Below are 17,485 nucleotides of genomic sequence, written 5' to 3'. Positions count from 1 at the left end.
TAAGGAGAAGGCTTACACGGGGAATATATATTATTTGGATTATGGACTTTTGTTTGTGAGTTCGATCTTTATTGTTCCGATATTTCAGTTTTTGATTTTAATATGTAAACAGGGGCTTCCCATGAATTCGGGAGCCCCATTTTTTGGCGATTAAAAGTCGCTGTTGACGATAAGAATAAAAAGTAATTGAGGCAATACAAGAAACAAACAAAGGGAAGGTAAGAATACAAACAGAGTGTCATATACGCTTAATCCAACAACTTATATACTAAATGACAAGAGATCTCTTAATTATATTTCGGGGGGAAGACAAAATGAGAAATAAGGCTGGAATATTGGCACTATCTTCGGTTCTAGCATTGAGTTTGGTTGTAAGCGCTTGTAGCTCGAATAACACGAATGAATCATCTTCTTCGAATAAGAGTAATTCGCAAAGTGGTACCTCTAACACAGGCACAACACCAGCTAATGAGTCGACAAATCCCGAAGATCTTTACTTGGGGAAATACGAACCTGCTATTGATGTCTCCACAGTACGTATACTTAGTTCTACAGTGAAATTCCCGGAAGACCAAACGATTGATAAGAATCTTTATTATGACGAGTATACAAAGAAGCTAGGTATTAATCTTAAAAATGAATGGACTGTAACTGGTGACGAGCCTGGTGGTCAAGGCGAACAAAAAATGAACGTATCAATTGCTTCAGGCGATCTACCAGATATTGTACCACTAAATGCATCACAATTACGTTCATTGGCCGATGCAGGGAAGTTAGCAGACTTGACTGAGATTTATGAGAAGTATGCTTCACCACTTACAAAGCAAGTATTAACTTCATCCGGAACAACAGCGTTGGATTCTGCTAAGTTTGATGGAAAATTGCTAGCAATTCCAGCTACTACATCGTCAGTTGACCTGGCACCGCTCGTATGGATTCGGACCGATTGGTTGAAAAAGTTAAATCTGCAGCCAGCGAAGACTATGGATGACGTTTTTAATATCATGGATGCGTTTGTAAATCAAGATCCAGACGGTAATGGTAAAAAAGATACGTACGGTATGGCAATGAACAAGGATCTATATGGTTTCTTCGGCGGTCTTGAAGGCTTTTTCGATAGCTATCACGCATATGCTCGCCAAGACGGGAAAGGCAACTGGGTTAAAGATGCTGACGGAAACCTTGTTTTCGGTAGTATTCAACCCGAAGTTAAGAATGCTCTTGGCAAGCTGCAGGAATTGTATAAAAAAGGATATATTGATCCCGAGTTTGGTGTAAAGAGTTGGGACAAGGAGAAGGAGCTTGTAGTTGCCGGTAAAATTGGATTACACTTCTCCACTATGTCAACTCCGTTGATTATCCAAGATATTAAGAAAAATGATCCAAATGCTGACTGGCAAGCCTTCCCGCTCGTATCTGTTGATGACCAACCTGCTAAACCACAAGTACCAGCCATTTCCCTTAAAACACCGCAATACTTTGCGGTAACTAAAGACTTTAAGAATCCTGAAGCTTTAATCAAAATGATTAACCTTTTTATGGAAATAACTTACGGTACTAGTTATACCAAAGAAGAGAATAAACAATTAAATGGATATAAAGACTATGAGTCTTGGATGTGGGGCATCTATTCAGCTGAACCTGAAAAAAATCTCAATACGCATCGTTTAATCAAAGAAATCGTGAATGGCAGCAAGAAAGAATCGGATTTGATGACTGAACAAACATTTGCATATGAGAGATCTCGCGATTATTTAGCTGGAAAGAGAGAAGTATTGGATTGGGCCTTTTATCGTATCTTTGGACCTGAAGAATCCGCCTTTAGTGTGGTTGATGGTTATGTGAACAACAATTTGTTGATGCGCAATGGTTTTGACCAAATAATGACGGATACGATGGTAAAACGAGACTCAACACTTTTAAAACTGGAGCTAGAGACGTTTACTAAGATTATTTTAGGTGATTCACTCGATAGTTTTGATACTTTTGTGAAGAATTGGAAGAAGCTTGGTGGAGATGAAATGACAAAAGAAGTTAATGAGTTGGTTAAGTCAAAATAATCACCCGGACCCGAATTCTGTCCTTTAAAGGACAGAATTCGGTCATCTTGTTAAGAGAGGAAGAACCGACGTGTTAAAACAAATGACGGAGAGTCAACCAGTTGTAATTGAAAAGGCACAACTAAAAGAAAAGGGAAAGCGGCTGAAGTGGTCGCAATTACCGCTCCACCTTATGATTTTACCGGGCCTTCTGTTGATTATCGTCTACAGCTATGGTCCTATGTTAGGGGCAATTATCGCATTCCAAGATTTTAATCCTGCACGTGGAATTTTCGATTCTAAGTGGACCGGTTTAGAAAATTTCCGGTATGTAATGGCTTTGCCAGGCTCATTCCAAGTTATCTGGAATACTCTCATCATAGCCGTCATGAAGATAGTCATCGGTCTGTTAGTTCCTATTGTAGTTGCTTTGCTGCTTAACGAAATTCGTAAGGAAACTTTTAAGCGTAGTGTCCAAACCTTGATTTATTTACCGCATTTTTTGTCTTGGATCATTTTAGGTGGCGTTTTAATTGATATTTTGTCTCCTACTAGTGGAATAGTCAACCAAGTACTAAATTGGTTTGGCATCGATTCAATCTACTTCTTGGGAAATAATACTTGGTTCCGTCCTGTACTCGTGATCTCTGATGTGTGGAAGGAATTCGGTTTTAATACAATTGTTTACTTAGCAGCGCTTACAGGCATTAACCCTTCACTATATGAAGCAGCTGTTATTGATGGTGCTAATCGATGGAAGCAAACGCTTTATGTGACATTACCAGGAATGGCTCCAATTATAATTTTGACAGCTACGTTGGCCCTAGGACAAGTACTCAATGCTGGCTTTGATCAGGTATTTAATTTGTATAGCCCTCAGGTATATCAATCAGGCGATATTATTGATACGTTTGTTTACCGCTTAGGTATAGTAGATGCGCAATATGGTGTCGCAACAGCTGTCGGACTCTTTAAGTCTGTTGTATCTCTAATTTTGCTTTCGGTATCTTACTTCCTAGCCTACCGATTTGCCAACTACAGAATCTTTTAATAGGGAGGAGACGATTCCATTATGGTAGAACGATTTACACTAAGCCGCAGAGTTTTTGTAGGATTTAACTATGTTTTCCTAGCGCTTTTATCAATTTTATGTATTTTGCCTCTGATTCATGTTTTGGCTGTTTCATTTAGTGCGAGTTCTGCCGCAACAGCAGGTTATGTTAAACTTTGGCCAGTTAATTTCACATTAGAATCTTATAAATATGTGTTAGGAAAAGATGAGTTTTTTCGATCTATCCTAATGACCGTAAAACGCGCCTCGGTTGGTTTAGTTATTAATATGGTGCTTACAATTTTAGTGGCTTATCCATTGTCTAAAGAAGTTAAAAAGTTTCGTGGACGTACAATTTATGCCTGGGTATTCGTATTCACGATGCTATTTAACGGAGGTCTCATTCCTCTCTATATGATGGTTAAATACACCGGAATTCTTGATAGTGTTTGGGCGCTTGTTCTACCGCAGGCAATTCCGATTTTTAATATGATATTACTGCTCAACTTTTTTAGGGGCTTACCAAAGGAACTCGAAGAGGCTGCCTTCATGGATGGTGCAGGTCATTGGACTACTCTTTGGAGAATATTTGTACCACTTTCAGCACCTGCTCTGGCTACTATAACGTTATTTACATTGGTTTTCCATTGGAATTCCTGGTTCGATGGACTCATATTTATGAACTCTCCTAAAAATTATCCATTGCAAAGTTATTTGCAAACAGTTGTTATACAACAGAATTTTAGTTCTGCCAGTCTTGAAAGTATTGCGGAGTTGCAGAAGGTCAGTGATCGTACGTTTAAGTCAGCACAAATTTTTCTAGGCTCGCTTCCAATTCTAATTGTATATCCGTTCTTGCAAAGATTCTTTATGAAAGGGATCGTGCTCGGTAGCGTAAAAGAATAGAAAGAATTTGGAGTGTGGCACATGATTGAACATCTGGTTTTATTTAAATTTAATAAATCGATAACCTTGGACAAAGAACTGAATTCCAGGTATCGCTTATTTAACGGCCGGACGTAATATCACTAATGAAACGGAGCGTCAACAGGGTTATACGTTGGCGCTTCGTATCACATTTAAGGACCAGGCTGCTTTAGAAACATATGGATCACACCCTGTACATCAAGAATTTGTATCCTTGCTTGATGGGGTCATTGATAATATTATCGTGGCAGATTATCCGATACATGGGTAAGAAAGCTTTGTATATAAGGGAAAAGAAATGCTTAGCTTTAAAATAATTTTTTTGTAGCTGAAGGGAATAGACAAGATGAAATATAACTCAATCAAACCTGGTCAGATATGGCTGGATACTGAAGGCAAGCGTATTCAGGCTCATGGAGGATCAATTATTACGGTAGGAGATACCTTTTATTGGTACGGCGAGAATAAGGAGAAAACGAAAGTTGGAAGCGGAATTTGGCATTGGGGCATAAGATGTTATGCCTCTAAAGATTTATATAATTGGGAGGACAAAGGAGTTATTATCCCTCCTGATGAAGATGATATCGCATCACCACTGCATCCTACGCAGTTTGTGGATAGACCTCATATTATTTTTAATCAAAGAACCGGAAAATTCGTATGCTGGATTAAAGTAATGAGACCAGATGGGCAGAAATCAACAATACTGATTTCAGATCACATTCTAGGTCCGTATACAATTATAAAAAAAGATATTCGTCCCCTAAATATGGGAGCAGGCGATTTCGACTTAGTGGTCGGTCATGACGATAAAGCGTATTACTATTTTGAAAGAGTTCACAGCGAATTGATTTGTGCAGACTTGACAGAGGATTATACCGATGTATCTGGTTATTATTCCACTCATTTTCCGAATATTCAACCTCCTTATGTGCGTGAAGCTCCTGCGTATTTCCATAGAAAAGGAGTGCATTATTTATTTACATCCGGTACTACAGGTTATCATCCCAATCCATCTGAAGTTGCTTGTGCGCAAAGTTATCATGGCCCATGGAGGGTATTGGGGAACCCGCATCCGGACGATCCTTCTTGTACATCTTACAATTCACAAATTACGTCAGTATTCAAGCATCCTTTCAAAAAAGACTTATATATTGCTTTGGCGGACAGGTGGATGCCAAATCTTCCTCTTTTGGTTAGGGAAGATTTCACAAACGGGCAGCAATACCGGAAAGCTGCTGAGATATATAAGTCTGTCTTTAATCCTGAGATCAATTATGAGGTGAAAGAGGAAGATCAGATCGCAATGTCGCTTGATATTGATACATCGGTTTCTGATTATGTCTGGCTCCCGATTAGGTTTGTAGGAGAAATGGCGTATTTAGATTGGAAAGATGAATGGAAGGTTGAAGATTATGATTAACAGTCACAAATATTTAGATCCTTCTCTCTCTGCTGAAGAAAGAGCAAATGATTTGTTGCAACACATGAGCCTTGAAGAGAAAATGGGGCAAATTGTCTGCTATATGCCTGATAAAGAAACATTAGATTCATTTGAAAAAGACTATCGACATGGAGCCGGTGAAGTATCCATGTTATTTGTCGGGGAATTGCTCAGTAAGGAAGCCGTGGTTGAGAAAGTAACCTATATTCAAAAAAAGCTTATGGGCCTAAGTAAACATCGTATTCCGGCTATTTTTCATATGGAAACTTTAGCTGGTGCATTTGCTCCCGAAGCTACAAGCTTTCCAAGTGGAATTGGACAAGCCTCGACATGGAACCCAGAACTTCAAAAAGAATTGTCTAAGATTATTGGAAAACAAGCTAGAGCAATTGGCGCGACACATGCTTTTGCACCTGTATTGGATATATCACGAGATTCGCGTTTTGGTCGCCAAGGTGAAACTTATGGAGAAGACCCTGCATTGGCTTCCGCCATGGGAACCGCTTATGTGTCAGGTTTGCAGCAAGATGGTGATCTAAAAAAGAGTGTTTTGGCATGTGCAAAACATTTTGTAGGCTACCATGCTACACAAGGTGGTATTCACGCGGCATCAACAGCTATTCCCCCTAGATTACTTCGAGAGGTGTATGCTAAACCATTTCAGGCAGCTATTTCAATTTCCAATATGAAGTCAGTCATGAACACCTATAGTTCGATTGATGGTGAAGCGGTTGCAGGTTCTAAGAGGATATTGACACAATTGCTACGAGAGGAAATGGGGTTTAAAGGTCTTGTCGTTTCTGACTATACCTCTATTGCGGAACAGCATACCCGACTGATGGTTAGCGAAAGTAAAACGGATGCGGGAGAACGTTCATTACTAGCCGGTATGGATGTAGAATTGCCATCTAAGGATTGCTATAACGAAGAATTAATGCAGCGCATTCAGGATGGAAAAATTGAGATGGAATTTCTTGATCGTGCAGTCCGAAACTTACTAGTTGCAAAGTTCGAGTTAGGTTTATTTGAGAACCCATTTCCAATGTCAGAGATGGAAGTCAGAGAAGCGTATTCCGACCCAATGAATAATCGGATTAGTTTGGATGCTGCCCGTCAATCCATGGTGTTGTTAAAGAATAATGACATTCTCCCTTTAGAGCGTAAGAAACAGAAAATCGCGGTGATTGGATATCACGCCATTTCGAGACGTTCATTATTTGGAGGCTATTCATTCACAAGTTTATTCGACGCATTGCTAAATGCAGGAAATACGATGGCCGGTGTCGATTTTGAACAAATTTCAGATTTAAGTAATCAAGGAATCAATACAAAAGAAGAAAACAACATTTACCCTGGTAGCAACGTGAAGATCGAGACTAAGAAAACAGAAGAATTAGTACGAAAACATTATCCTCAATGTAACAATCTTCTGGATCAATTGAAATTGGAATGTCCAACCGCAGAATTGATTTATTCAATCGGATACGCATATGCAGGGAATGATACTTCACTACATGACGAAGCATTGACCGCTGCTGCAACAGCAGATCTAGTTATATTTACATTAGGTGGAAAGCATGGTTGGGGAATGTCTTGTACAACAGGTGAAGGAATTGATTCAACAGATATTGGTTTACCGGAGTGTCAAGAAAGCTTTATTAGGAAATTGGCGCAAATAAATAAGCCAACGGTTGCTATCCATTTCGATGGACGACCTATTTCAAGTGATATGGCTGATCAATATGCAGGTGCAATTATTGAAGCTTGGAATCCAGGTCAATTCGGTGCCAAAGCCATCACAGACATCTTATTTGGCGACTATAATCCCTCAGGGAAATTACCTGTTTCAATAGCCTACAACGCTGGACAGATTCCAGTGTTCTATAATCACGATAACGGTTCGAGCTATCATGTTGGGACGATGAACGAGTTTAAAAGCTACTTAGATTGTCCACGTGAGCCTAGGTATTATTTTGGATTTGGACTCTCCTACACCACATTCGAATATTCTAACCTTCGAATTGAAAAAGAAGTGTATGAGCCGCATGAACCGTTACACATCTCTGTTGATATTACCAATACTGGAGATTTATTCGGAGAAGAAGTAGTCCAACTGTATATTCGAGACAAGTATGCAAGCATGGTTCGTCCAGCCCTTGAGTTAGCGGGTTTTATTAGAGTACCACTAAAATCGAAGGAAACCAAGAAAGTCCATTTTACAATGGAATTGAGTCAACTAGCATTCCTTGATGCGGACATGAGATGGAAAATTGAAGCTGGTGAAATCGAGGTCCTGATCGGTACATCTTCAAATGATTTGCGAGTTTCTAGCTCTTTTAATATTAGTTCCAATCAATATATCGATGGTAAGACAAGAGGTTTTTATGCACAAGCAGAAGTAAGGTAAGTAGAGAATTGTTAGGTACATTCAAAAATAAGCGTGGTAATGAAGTTTGGTATATGGGCATTATTTAAAGGGTTTAAAGGAGGCAATGATGATGGAATTGTCGTTTCAAGTTCCTGACCAAAAGAGGGTAAGACTTTTAATTAATTCAGATGTCAAGAACGAAGCAGACGACCAATATGCGATTGTTCATGCATTACTTACTCCAATGTTTATTAACAAGGGGATCATAGCAGCACATTTCGGTACTTGGCGAACAACATTATCAATGGAAGAAAGTTATGCTGAGGCACATCATGTCTTGAATTTGATGGGAGACAAAGGGAAAGTTCCGGTTTATAAGGGAGCCCCTGCTGCAATGCCAGATGAAAAAACACCAGTTGTCTCAGAAGGGGCAAAGGCCATTATTAAAGAAGCTCTGTCTGATGATCCACATCGTTTGTTTGTTGTCTTTCTTGGACCTTTAACGGATCTAGCATCGGCCTATCTTATGGAGCCTCGTATAGAAGAACGACTAACAGCGATATGGATTGGCGGAGGGTCTTACCCAAACGGAGAAACAGAATTTAATCTTATGAATGATATCCACGCTGCTAATGTAGTTATGAATTCTCGTATTCCACTTTGGCAGGTACCTCGTAATGTGTATGGAATGATGCGGGTAAGTTTAGCTGAGTTGGAATGCAGAGTAAAGCCGCATGGTGAAATAGGTAAATACCTGTTTGAACAGCTAATTAAATTTAATGATGAGCAAGCAAATGGCTGGCCGAGAGGTGAGTCATGGAGCTTAGGGGACTCTCCTGCCATTAGTCTGATTATGGATGATCATGAATTCGGGTATGTAATGAAGCCTGCTCCTCGAATCACTAATGATATGCGTTATGTTCATCATCAAGAAGAGCGTTTGATACGCGTATACCATCATGTAGATGCAAGGTATACCTTAGAAGATATGTACGCAAAACTAGAACTGTTTGCTAAGAAGCGCTAATTGTCCTAATGAAAGATGAAACCAAAAGGAGAAAAGAATATGGAGTTTCTACAGCAAGTTGAGCAATGGGGAGTTTTCGAGATAGAGCTGAATGCATCGAAGAACTTTGAAAATCCCTTTCGGGATGTTTGGGTGCAAGCAACATTCAAGATAGGTAATGAGTATAAACGTGTTAATGGCTTCTACGATGGCGGGAACGTTTGGCGAATACGCTTTATGCCCGAAAAGATCGGTAGCTATCACTTCCAACTAGAGTCTAACATCAGTGATTTTCAAAGTCTGGAGGGTGATTTCCTCTCGGTACCACCTTCAGAAGGAAACCATGGACCTGTTCAAGTGAACGGGACACATTTCAATTACGCGGATGGGACTCCTTTCTTTGTAATGGGTACAACAGCATACGCATGGACCTATCGTCCAGAAGAAGTCAGGAATCGTACACTCGATTCATTTGCTAAGTATGGTTTTAATAAAATTAGGATGCTTTTTTTTCCGAAATTCTATGGTGGAATGCACAATGATGTGAAAATTGACTACGATCCTCCTGTGTTTCCGTTTGCTGGTAGTCCAAAAGACTTTGACTTCAAGACCTTTGTTCCCGAGTACTTCCGAAATTATGAAGACCGGGTAAAAGATTTAATGAGGTTAGGCATTGAAGCAGATGTTATATTGTTCCATCCTTACGATAAATGGGGCATTGATAGCAGCATGCGGCAAGCTGATGATCTATTCTATGTCAACTACATGATTGCTAGATTCTCTGCTTATAGAAACGTATGGTGGTCTCTCGCCAATGAATTCGATATCTCAGGCACACCTGAGGGTTTATTCTGCGCAAGTATGGATCGTAAAGATTGGGATCTTATAGGTGCGACGATCAAGGCGAACGATCCGCACGGGCACTTGATCTCCGTGCATAATCTGCCGATGCGTTTTATTTATCCGGATAGGGATTGGTTGAGTCATGTTTCTATTCAACATCCCGATACGTATAACTTCCTTTTAGAACTGAAGCAACAATATAATAAGCCAGTTGTTAACGACGAATATCAATATGAAGGTAACATCAAAGATGAGTGGGGAAACAGCGATGGAGAAACTACTTTATTCCGTCACTGGTTGTCAGCAATGGCCGGAGCCTATGCTTCACATGGCGAAGTGTTCAAAATTGATGGCAACGAAACTGATTTATTTTGGTCCTATGGTGGAACCTTTATTGGTGAAAGCGCCCCTAGACTTAAATTCATGAAAGAGATAATTGAATCCACTCCATATCAAGAGATGGAACGTGATTGGGCAAATACAGATGGTCATCACTACTTTGCCCTAAATAAAGGGATTGAAGAATATTTGTTCTTCTGTAGATACGATCTACCTGGGAAGGGGTTTTGGTTCGGTTCTTATGATGGGAACCGACAGGAATATGACGTTTCCGTCTACGATGCTTGGAACTGTGTAGAAAAGGAAACGTTGACAGTAAAAGAATTAGAAGGGAACCATCTTCTGCCGATCAAAGCGTGGACGGTTTATAAACTAAAGAGAAGAAAATAAATCAATATTGGGAAAATCCACAATCTTGTTAAGTTGTGGATTTTCTTACGAATAAGAAGGTTCTTGGTAAGTTAATCGAGGAAGGAGAAGAAAATGTCAACTAATGAACGTTATATCAACCCGATCATTCCAGGTTTTAATCCAGATCCGAGTATTTGCCGAGTAGGATCGGATTATTATCTAGTTACCAGTACATTTCAATATTTTCCTGGCGTACCCATTTACCATAGTAGAGATCTTGTTCATTGGGATCAGATTGGGTATTGCTTAACTCGAGAGAGTCAGTTGGATTTAGAGGGTTGCAAAAGTTCGATGGGCATATATGCTCCAACTCTTCGGTATCATGAAGGACGATTCTACATGATTACTACAAATATGAATAGTTACCGTAATTTCTTTGTTTGGTCTGAAAAGCCGGAAGGGCCTTGGTCAGACCCGATATGGCTAGATTGGCCAGGAATTGATCCCTCTATTTTCTTTGATGAAGATGGGCGTGTATATCTATCTGGGACTAATGAACTCGGATCGAATGAAATTCCTGGTATTTATCAAGCTGAGATTGATATTGCAACAGGGAATCTTTTGACCAAACGGCAATTGGTATGGGGAGGGACTGGTGCTCAAGCACCTGAGGGACCACACTTATACCGAATTGAGGGGATGTACTATCTGCTTATTGCAGAGGGAGGAACTGAATACGGGCATATGGTGACAATTGCTCGCAGCAAATCGCCGAACGGACCGTATGAAAGTAATCCAAACAATCCAATTCTCAGCCACCGGAGCTCAAACCATGCGATTCAAGCGACAGGACATGCGGATTTTGTGCAAAAAGAGGACGGTAGCTTGTGGGCCGTGTTTTTAGGTATTCGTCCGGTGTCAGTTCCATTTGTAGGTAGGTACCATCACTTGGGGCGGGAGACATTTCTTGCGCCAGTCAGTTGGTCCATAGAGAATTGGCCCGTTATAGATTTCAGAAAAGAAACATTTGAGAAAATGCAGCTTGTTCAATGTCTAGTTGAATCACAACAGAAAACCGAAATCGATGAATTTGATGCTAAGCTACTTCAACTTAACTGGAATTTTTTGAGGAATCCCAAAGCTGAGGATTGGTCTCTTGAAGAACGTCCTGGATGGCTTACCCTTCATGGTTCAGAGACAAGCTTGAATGATATCGGCTCTCCGGCTTTTATAGGGAGACGGCAGCAACATTTCCGGTGTGTAGTTTCAACACTGCTGAACTTCCAGCCTGCAGGTGAAGGTGAAGAGGCCGGATTAACTGTGTTCATGAATGAACGATTCCATTATGAGATTGCTATGACTCTTGATTTATATAAACGCCGCAAAGTAATTCTTCGACGCAGGATAGGTTCCTTATGGAAAATCGAACATGAAGTCGTAATTGATTACTCAACTATTGTTTTTGGGATAGAAGCAGATCCATCAAATTATAGATTTTTTTATTCAGAACCGAAGGGACCAACCAAATACCTCGGTAGCGGTGAATGTTCAATGCTCTCCACCGAAGTAGCTGGTGGCTTCACAGGGGTATATTTTGGGCTATATGCAACAGGTAATGGTCGAGCGTGTACAGTCCCTGCACATTTTGATTGGTTTTCATATAAGTCAGAATAATAAATATTTAAGCAATTCTTTTAAAGTAACAACATACAAGGGGGTAATTATGTGTCGGTTACTTTCTTACAAGAACCGGTCATACCAGGGTTTTATCCAGATCCTAGTCTTTGCCGAGTAGGATCTGATTATTATTTAGTTACAAGCACTTTTCATTATTCTCCAGGTGTACCGATATTTCATAGTCGAGATCTTGTTCATTGGAGACAGATAGGACATTGTTTAACCAGAAGAAGTCAGTTGGTATTAGATGGATGCAGAAGTTCGTTAGGGAATTGGGCTCCAACGCTGCGTTATCATAATGGAAAATTCTATATGATTACCACGAATGTAAACATTGGCAGTTTTTACGTATGGTCCGAAAAACCAGAAGGACCATGGTCCGATCCAGTATGGGTGGATTGGCTTGGCATTGATCCTTCACTATTTTTTGACGAGGATGGACGAGTATATATTACTGGTACTGCGGGACCGGAAGAACCTGTGGGCATATATCAGTCCGAAATTGATATGGAGACTGGTAAGATACTTACCGAACGCCGGCTTCTCTGGAGTGGCTCAGGTGGCCATGCACCTGAGGGGCCGCATATGTATCGTGTTCATGGAATGTATTATCTAATGATTGCTGAAGGCGGAACTGAATATGGGCATATGGTTACAATTGCACGCGCAAACTCACCTTATGGACCATTCGAAGGCAACCCAGATAACCCGATTCTTAGCCACAGGAGTACAAACCATTCGATACAAGCCACTGGTCATGCCGATCTCGTACAAATGGAGGATGGAAGCTGGTGGGCATTGTTCTTGGGCATTCGACCAGTTTCGGTTCCATTTGTAGGACGTTACCATCATCTAGGCAGAGAAACCTTTTTGGCCCCGGTCACATGGTCTGCGGAAGGGTGGCCGGTAATTGGAGATCAGAGTAAGATGACGGAAAGGTTGACTGCCCAGACACTCATACAAGGAGATGAGTACCTACCGGTTAGTATAGATAACTTTGATAGTACGCAGCTTCAACTTTGTTGGAACTTCTTGAGGAATCCAAAGTCTGGGGATTTGTCCCTTGATGAACGTCCAGGCTGGCTCGCCCTGCATGGCTCTGCGACGACCTTGAATGATATCGGCTCTCCGGCTTTTATAGGGAGACGGCAACAGCATTTCAACTGTAACAGTTCAACTTTTCTCAGCTTTAATCCTTTGCATGAAGGAGATGAAGCTGGACTTACGGTGTATATGAACGAGCATTACCACTATGAAATCGCATTGACTTATGATTCGAAAATTGGTCGTAAGGTGATTTTTAGACGTAGAATTGGTTCTCTGTGGAAAATTGAACTCGAGGCCAAAGTTAAAGGCTCGAGTATCATTTTAGGTTTAGATGCAGAACCGTCGACATACTCGTTCTACTATGCAGAACCAAACGGAGAGAAAATTCCCTTTGGTGCAGGTGAATGTTCGATGTTATCCACCGAGGTAGCAGGAGGTTTCACAGGTGTTTATTTTGGACTTTATGCTACTGGGAATGGGGAGCCTTGTTCGGTTCCAGCGTACTTTGACTGGTTTGAATATACACAGCAATGACATAAAGGAGCAATGAAAATGAATAACTTTTCAGTTACGAACTTGCGTGTTAATTATAGAAGAAACCCACTAGGTATTGATGATTACAAACCAAGACTCAGTTGGGAGATCATTTCGGAAAAGAGAGGTTTTATTCAGTCCGCCTATCAAATTGAAGTAACTACTGAAAAGGACTTTCAGTCTGAAGCTACATGGGATTCCGGAATAATAACCACAGAACAAAATATTCATATTGAATATTCAGGTCCAACTTTAAAGTCTCGTACACGGTATTACTTCAGAGTACGAGTGTGGGACAATCAAGAAACTGCCTCAGATTGGAGTGATCCATCTTTTTGGGAAACGGCTTTTTTAACTCCAACTGAGGAGCTAAAAGCAAACTGGTTAACAGCGGCACCTAGGCTAAATGCTGCCGATCAAGATAAGTGTGATTATCTACGCACAGAATTTAACATACCTGGAAAGGTTGTTTCCGCTAGGGCATATGCAACCTCCCTTGGTTTGTATCGATTATTTGTGAACGGTGTGCCTGCAGATGATACACTTTTTAATCCTGGTTGGACAAGCTATAATAAACGCCTTCAATATCAAACGTATGACGTGACATCATTGATTCAACAAGGGGTAAATGCGATTGGTTGTATGGTAGGGAATGGCTGGTATAAAGGATATCTTGCATGGGAAGGTGACAAGGAATTCTTTGGAGCGAGACGCTCCGTTATGATTCAGATACACATTACACTGGATGACGGATCAGAATCTGTTATCATGACGGACGGTAGTTGGCGAATGTCGACAGGGCCTCTTCTCATGTCAGAACTTTATCATGGAGAATACTACGATGCCAGGTTAGAGAGAGCCGGTTGGGCTTTACCGGGATTTGCAGCTGATGATTGGGAGAAGGTAGTAGTACATGCTGTCCCTGAATCTGTATTAGTTACTCAAGAAAACGAACCTGCTAGAGTAACAGAAATCATTAAACCTGATACTGTCATTATTACACCACAGGGGGATACTGTGATTGATATGGGTCAGAACATGGTTGGATGGGTAAGGTTTTCTGTGACTGCAGAAGCTGGGACTGTCATAACACTTGAGCATGCTGAAGTTTTGGATCGCGATGGGAATTTCTATACTGGGAATCTTCGATCTGCAAAACAAACTGTAACATATATATGTCGAGGTGGGGAAGAAGAATCATATGAACCTTACTTCTCATTCCAAGGCTTCCGCTATGTTAAAGTTACTGGTGTTTCCAGAGATCAATTGACGAACCAATTTTTTGGTCATGTTATTCATACTGATCTTGAAATGACGGGGAGTTTCCGTTGTTCGGATGAACTCGTTAATCAACTGCAGCAAAATATTATTTGGGGTCAAAGAGGGAATTTTCTAGATATCCCCACAGACTGCCCACAACGTGATGAACGACTAGGCTGGACTGGAGATGCACAAGTTTTTATTCGTACATCTGCTTATAATATGAATGTGGTCCCGTTCTTTGAGAAATGGCTTAAAGATCTGGCTGCCGATCAGGAAACTGATGGAAGAGTCCCGCATGTTATCCCAGACATACCAGCAGCAGGATATGGTTCTTCTGCATGGGGAGATGCCGCGGTTATTTGTCCTTGGACGCTTTATCAGTGCTATGGTGATACACGAGTACTGGAAACTCAATATGCGAGTATGAAAGCATGGGTTGAATACATGCGTAGACAAGGTGATAATGAGTACTTGTGGAATACTGGCTTTCATTTCGGAGACTGGCTTGGACTCGATGCCAAAGAAAATAGTTATACAGGCTCAACTCCAAAAGATTTAATAGCGACAGCTTTCTTTGCCCATTCGACAGATCTATTGGCAAAAACTGCTTCTACTCTTAATAATACTGATGATGAGAAGGAATATCGAAACCTGCATAAAAAAATTCTTTCAGCGTTCCGAACGGAATTTGTGACTCCGAGTGGACGAGTGGCATCACCGACGCAGACTGCATATGTACTGGCATTGATGTTTGACTTACTCGAGGAAATAGACCGGCCACGTGTAGCCAAGATGTTGGCGGAACATATTGAAGAAAATGGAATTCATTTAACTACAGGATTTGTGGGTACACCTTATTTGAATTTAGTGTTATCGCGCTTTGGTTATACGGATCTTGCTTACAAACTATTATTGCAGACTGAGTATCCTTCCTGGTTGTTCTCTGTTGTTCAAGGGGCCACTACGATCTGGGAACATTGGGATGGTATTAAACAGGATGGGTCTTTCTGGAGCGATAATATGAACTCTTATAATCATTATGCTTATGGTGCAATCGGGGATTGGCTTTATCAAGTCGTCGGAGGGATTGATCTGAAGAAACCAGGGTATAAGGAGATTCTAATCAGACCACAAATAAGTGAGCACCTGTCATGGGCTGAGGCCTCTTATAATTCAATTCACGGGAATATTTCGGTATCATGGAAGAAATTTAACGAGGATAGTGTAGAAATGTTGGTAACAATTCCAGCGAATACATTAGCAGAAGTAATTGTTCCAGTTAGTCAATATACAGAGATACGTGAAAATGGAGTTCAGTTGGACCAAGTAATTGGAGTAGCTCAAGTGAAACCTATGGAAAGCGGCTGTTCGTTTAATATTGGATCCGGCAGCTATCGTTTTACTTTCCCTATCTGATGTCAAAATAATAAATAACTACCGGGTTCCAGATTGGACCCGGTTTTTCAATATCGGTATATCTTTTGCTTGGGACTTGAGTATATTTCATTTTCTGTGACCCAAAGTCGTGAAAACGTCATTCACGAAGTCGTCAAACCGTTAAGTAGGCTGTCGGCCAATAATATAAGATCAGGCTATAGATACACTACTTAATGAAAAGGATGGGAAGCGGATATGAATCAAGCCACAACAGAAGCACATCTTATTACCGTGCCGAAGAGAAAGAAGAAGAAAATCAATTATCGTAAATCGGCACCTTTACTGATCATGATGATTCCAGGTTTGATCTACTTGCTGTTTAATAACTACCTTCCTATGGCAGGAATTGTGATCGCCTTCAAACAGATCAATTTTGCTAAAGGGATTTTAAACAGTGATTGGGTAGGGTTCGATAATTTTGAGTATCTCTTTAAGACCAGCGATGCGTACATTATAATGCGGAACACGATACTTTATAATATTGTATTCATCGTTCTTGGTACGATTTTGTCTCTGGTATGCGCGCTTCTTCTGAATGAGATTAAGAATAAGGTATTGCTTAAGACATATCAGAACCTTAGCCCAGAGACAGGTTTCTTAAACCGAACAGTACTTCCGGCACTTGGAATTAAGGAAACAATTTTATGGTATAGCGAAGCAAAGTATTGGCCTTATATTATGACGCTTGTTAGTTTTTGGAAAGGTGTTGGATATTCTAGTATCGTCTTTTTTTGCAGCGTTGCTTGGCATTGACGTGGAATATTACGAAGCAGCTAGACTAGACGGAGCAAGTCGTTGGAAACAAATTATCCATATTACTATTCCAATGATCATGCTTATTGTTATTTTGTTAACCCTTCTTAGTATTGGAAAAATCTTTTATTCGGATTTTGGCTTGTTCTATCAAGTACCTATGGCTTCAGGTGCTTTGTTTGAGACAACCGCGACAATCGATACTTACGTATTCAGGGGGCTAATGGGATCAGGGGATCTAGGTATGTCCGCAGCTGCAGGCATTTATCAATCCATTGTAGGATTCATACTCGTTATTATAGCCAAACTACGTGGTTCGTCGTTACAACAGAGACAGCGTGTACCTCTGTCAATAGAGTAGACACAAGAAACCGAGAGTTTTAAGCAGCCTTTCGGTACCTGCGTT

Annotated in this window: 11 protein-coding genes and 1 pseudogene; all 12 read left to right on the top strand. The window is 40.6% G+C overall.

What is annotated here, in order from left to right:
* The first annotated feature begins 314 nt into the window (after window positions 1-314).
* Window positions 315-2,060, top strand: a complete 1,746-nt coding sequence (locus ABEW34_RS19570; protein WP_430160989.1) for an extracellular solute-binding protein — start codon at window positions 315-317, stop codon at window positions 2,058-2,060.
* An 82-nt stretch (window positions 2,061-2,142) separates the two neighbouring features.
* Entirely contained in the window at window positions 2,143-3,090 is a 948-nt protein-coding gene (locus tag ABEW34_RS19565; RefSeq protein WP_430161005.1) for an ABC transporter permease, read from the top strand.
* Window positions 3,091-3,111: 21 nt separating this feature from the next.
* A complete protein-coding gene (locus ABEW34_RS19560; RefSeq protein WP_430160988.1) occupies window positions 3,112-3,996 on the top strand; it encodes a carbohydrate ABC transporter permease in 885 nt (294 codons plus the stop codon).
* An 82-nt stretch (window positions 3,997-4,078) separates the two neighbouring features.
* On the top strand, window positions 4,079-4,288 hold the full coding sequence (locus ABEW34_RS19555; protein ID WP_430161003.1) for a Dabb family protein: 210 nt from the start codon (window positions 4,079-4,081) through the stop codon (window positions 4,286-4,288).
* Window positions 4,289-4,363: 75 nt separating this feature from the next.
* A complete protein-coding gene (locus ABEW34_RS19550; protein ID WP_430160987.1) occupies window positions 4,364-5,440 on the top strand; it encodes a family 43 glycosylhydrolase in 1,077 nt (358 codons plus the stop codon).
* On the top strand, window positions 5,433-7,868 hold the full coding sequence (locus ABEW34_RS19545; RefSeq protein WP_430160986.1) for a glycoside hydrolase family 3 N-terminal domain-containing protein: 2,436 nt from the start codon (window positions 5,433-5,435) through the stop codon (window positions 7,866-7,868). Before ABEW34_RS19550 ends, ABEW34_RS19545 begins: the two co-directional genes overlap by 8 nt.
* Before the next feature lie 91 nt (window positions 7,869-7,959).
* Window positions 7,960-8,856: a nucleoside hydrolase gene (locus tag ABEW34_RS19540; protein ID WP_430160984.1), complete on the top strand. Its 897-nt coding sequence runs from the start codon at window positions 7,960-7,962 to the stop codon at window positions 8,854-8,856.
* 39 nt (window positions 8,857-8,895) lie between these two features.
* Window positions 8,896-10,407, top strand: a complete 1,512-nt coding sequence (locus ABEW34_RS19535; RefSeq protein WP_430160982.1) for a DUF5060 domain-containing protein — start codon at window positions 8,896-8,898, stop codon at window positions 10,405-10,407.
* A 93-nt stretch (window positions 10,408-10,500) separates the two neighbouring features.
* Window positions 10,501-12,042: a glycoside hydrolase family 43 protein gene (locus tag ABEW34_RS19530; RefSeq protein ID WP_430160981.1), complete on the top strand. Its 1,542-nt coding sequence runs from the start codon at window positions 10,501-10,503 to the stop codon at window positions 12,040-12,042.
* Window positions 12,043-12,093: 51 nt separating this feature from the next.
* A complete protein-coding gene (locus ABEW34_RS19525) occupies window positions 12,094-13,626 on the top strand; it encodes a glycoside hydrolase family 43 protein (protein ID WP_430160980.1) in 1,533 nt (510 codons plus the stop codon).
* Window positions 13,627-13,644: 18 nt separating this feature from the next.
* On the top strand, window positions 13,645-16,305 hold the full coding sequence (locus ABEW34_RS19520; protein ID WP_430160978.1) for a family 78 glycoside hydrolase catalytic domain: 2,661 nt from the start codon (window positions 13,645-13,647) through the stop codon (window positions 16,303-16,305).
* 309 nt (window positions 16,306-16,614) lie between these two features.
* Window positions 16,615-17,435, top strand: a pseudogene (locus ABEW34_RS19515) (ABC transporter permease).
* Window positions 17,436-17,485 lie beyond the last annotated feature (50 nt).

Origin of the sequence: Paenibacillus algorifonticola, assembly GCF_050481745.1 — a bacterium.
Taxonomy (GTDB): domain Bacteria; phylum Bacillota; class Bacilli; order Paenibacillales; family Paenibacillaceae; genus Pristimantibacillus; species Pristimantibacillus algorifonticola_A.
This window is presented reverse-complemented; position numbering and strand designations above follow the sequence as displayed.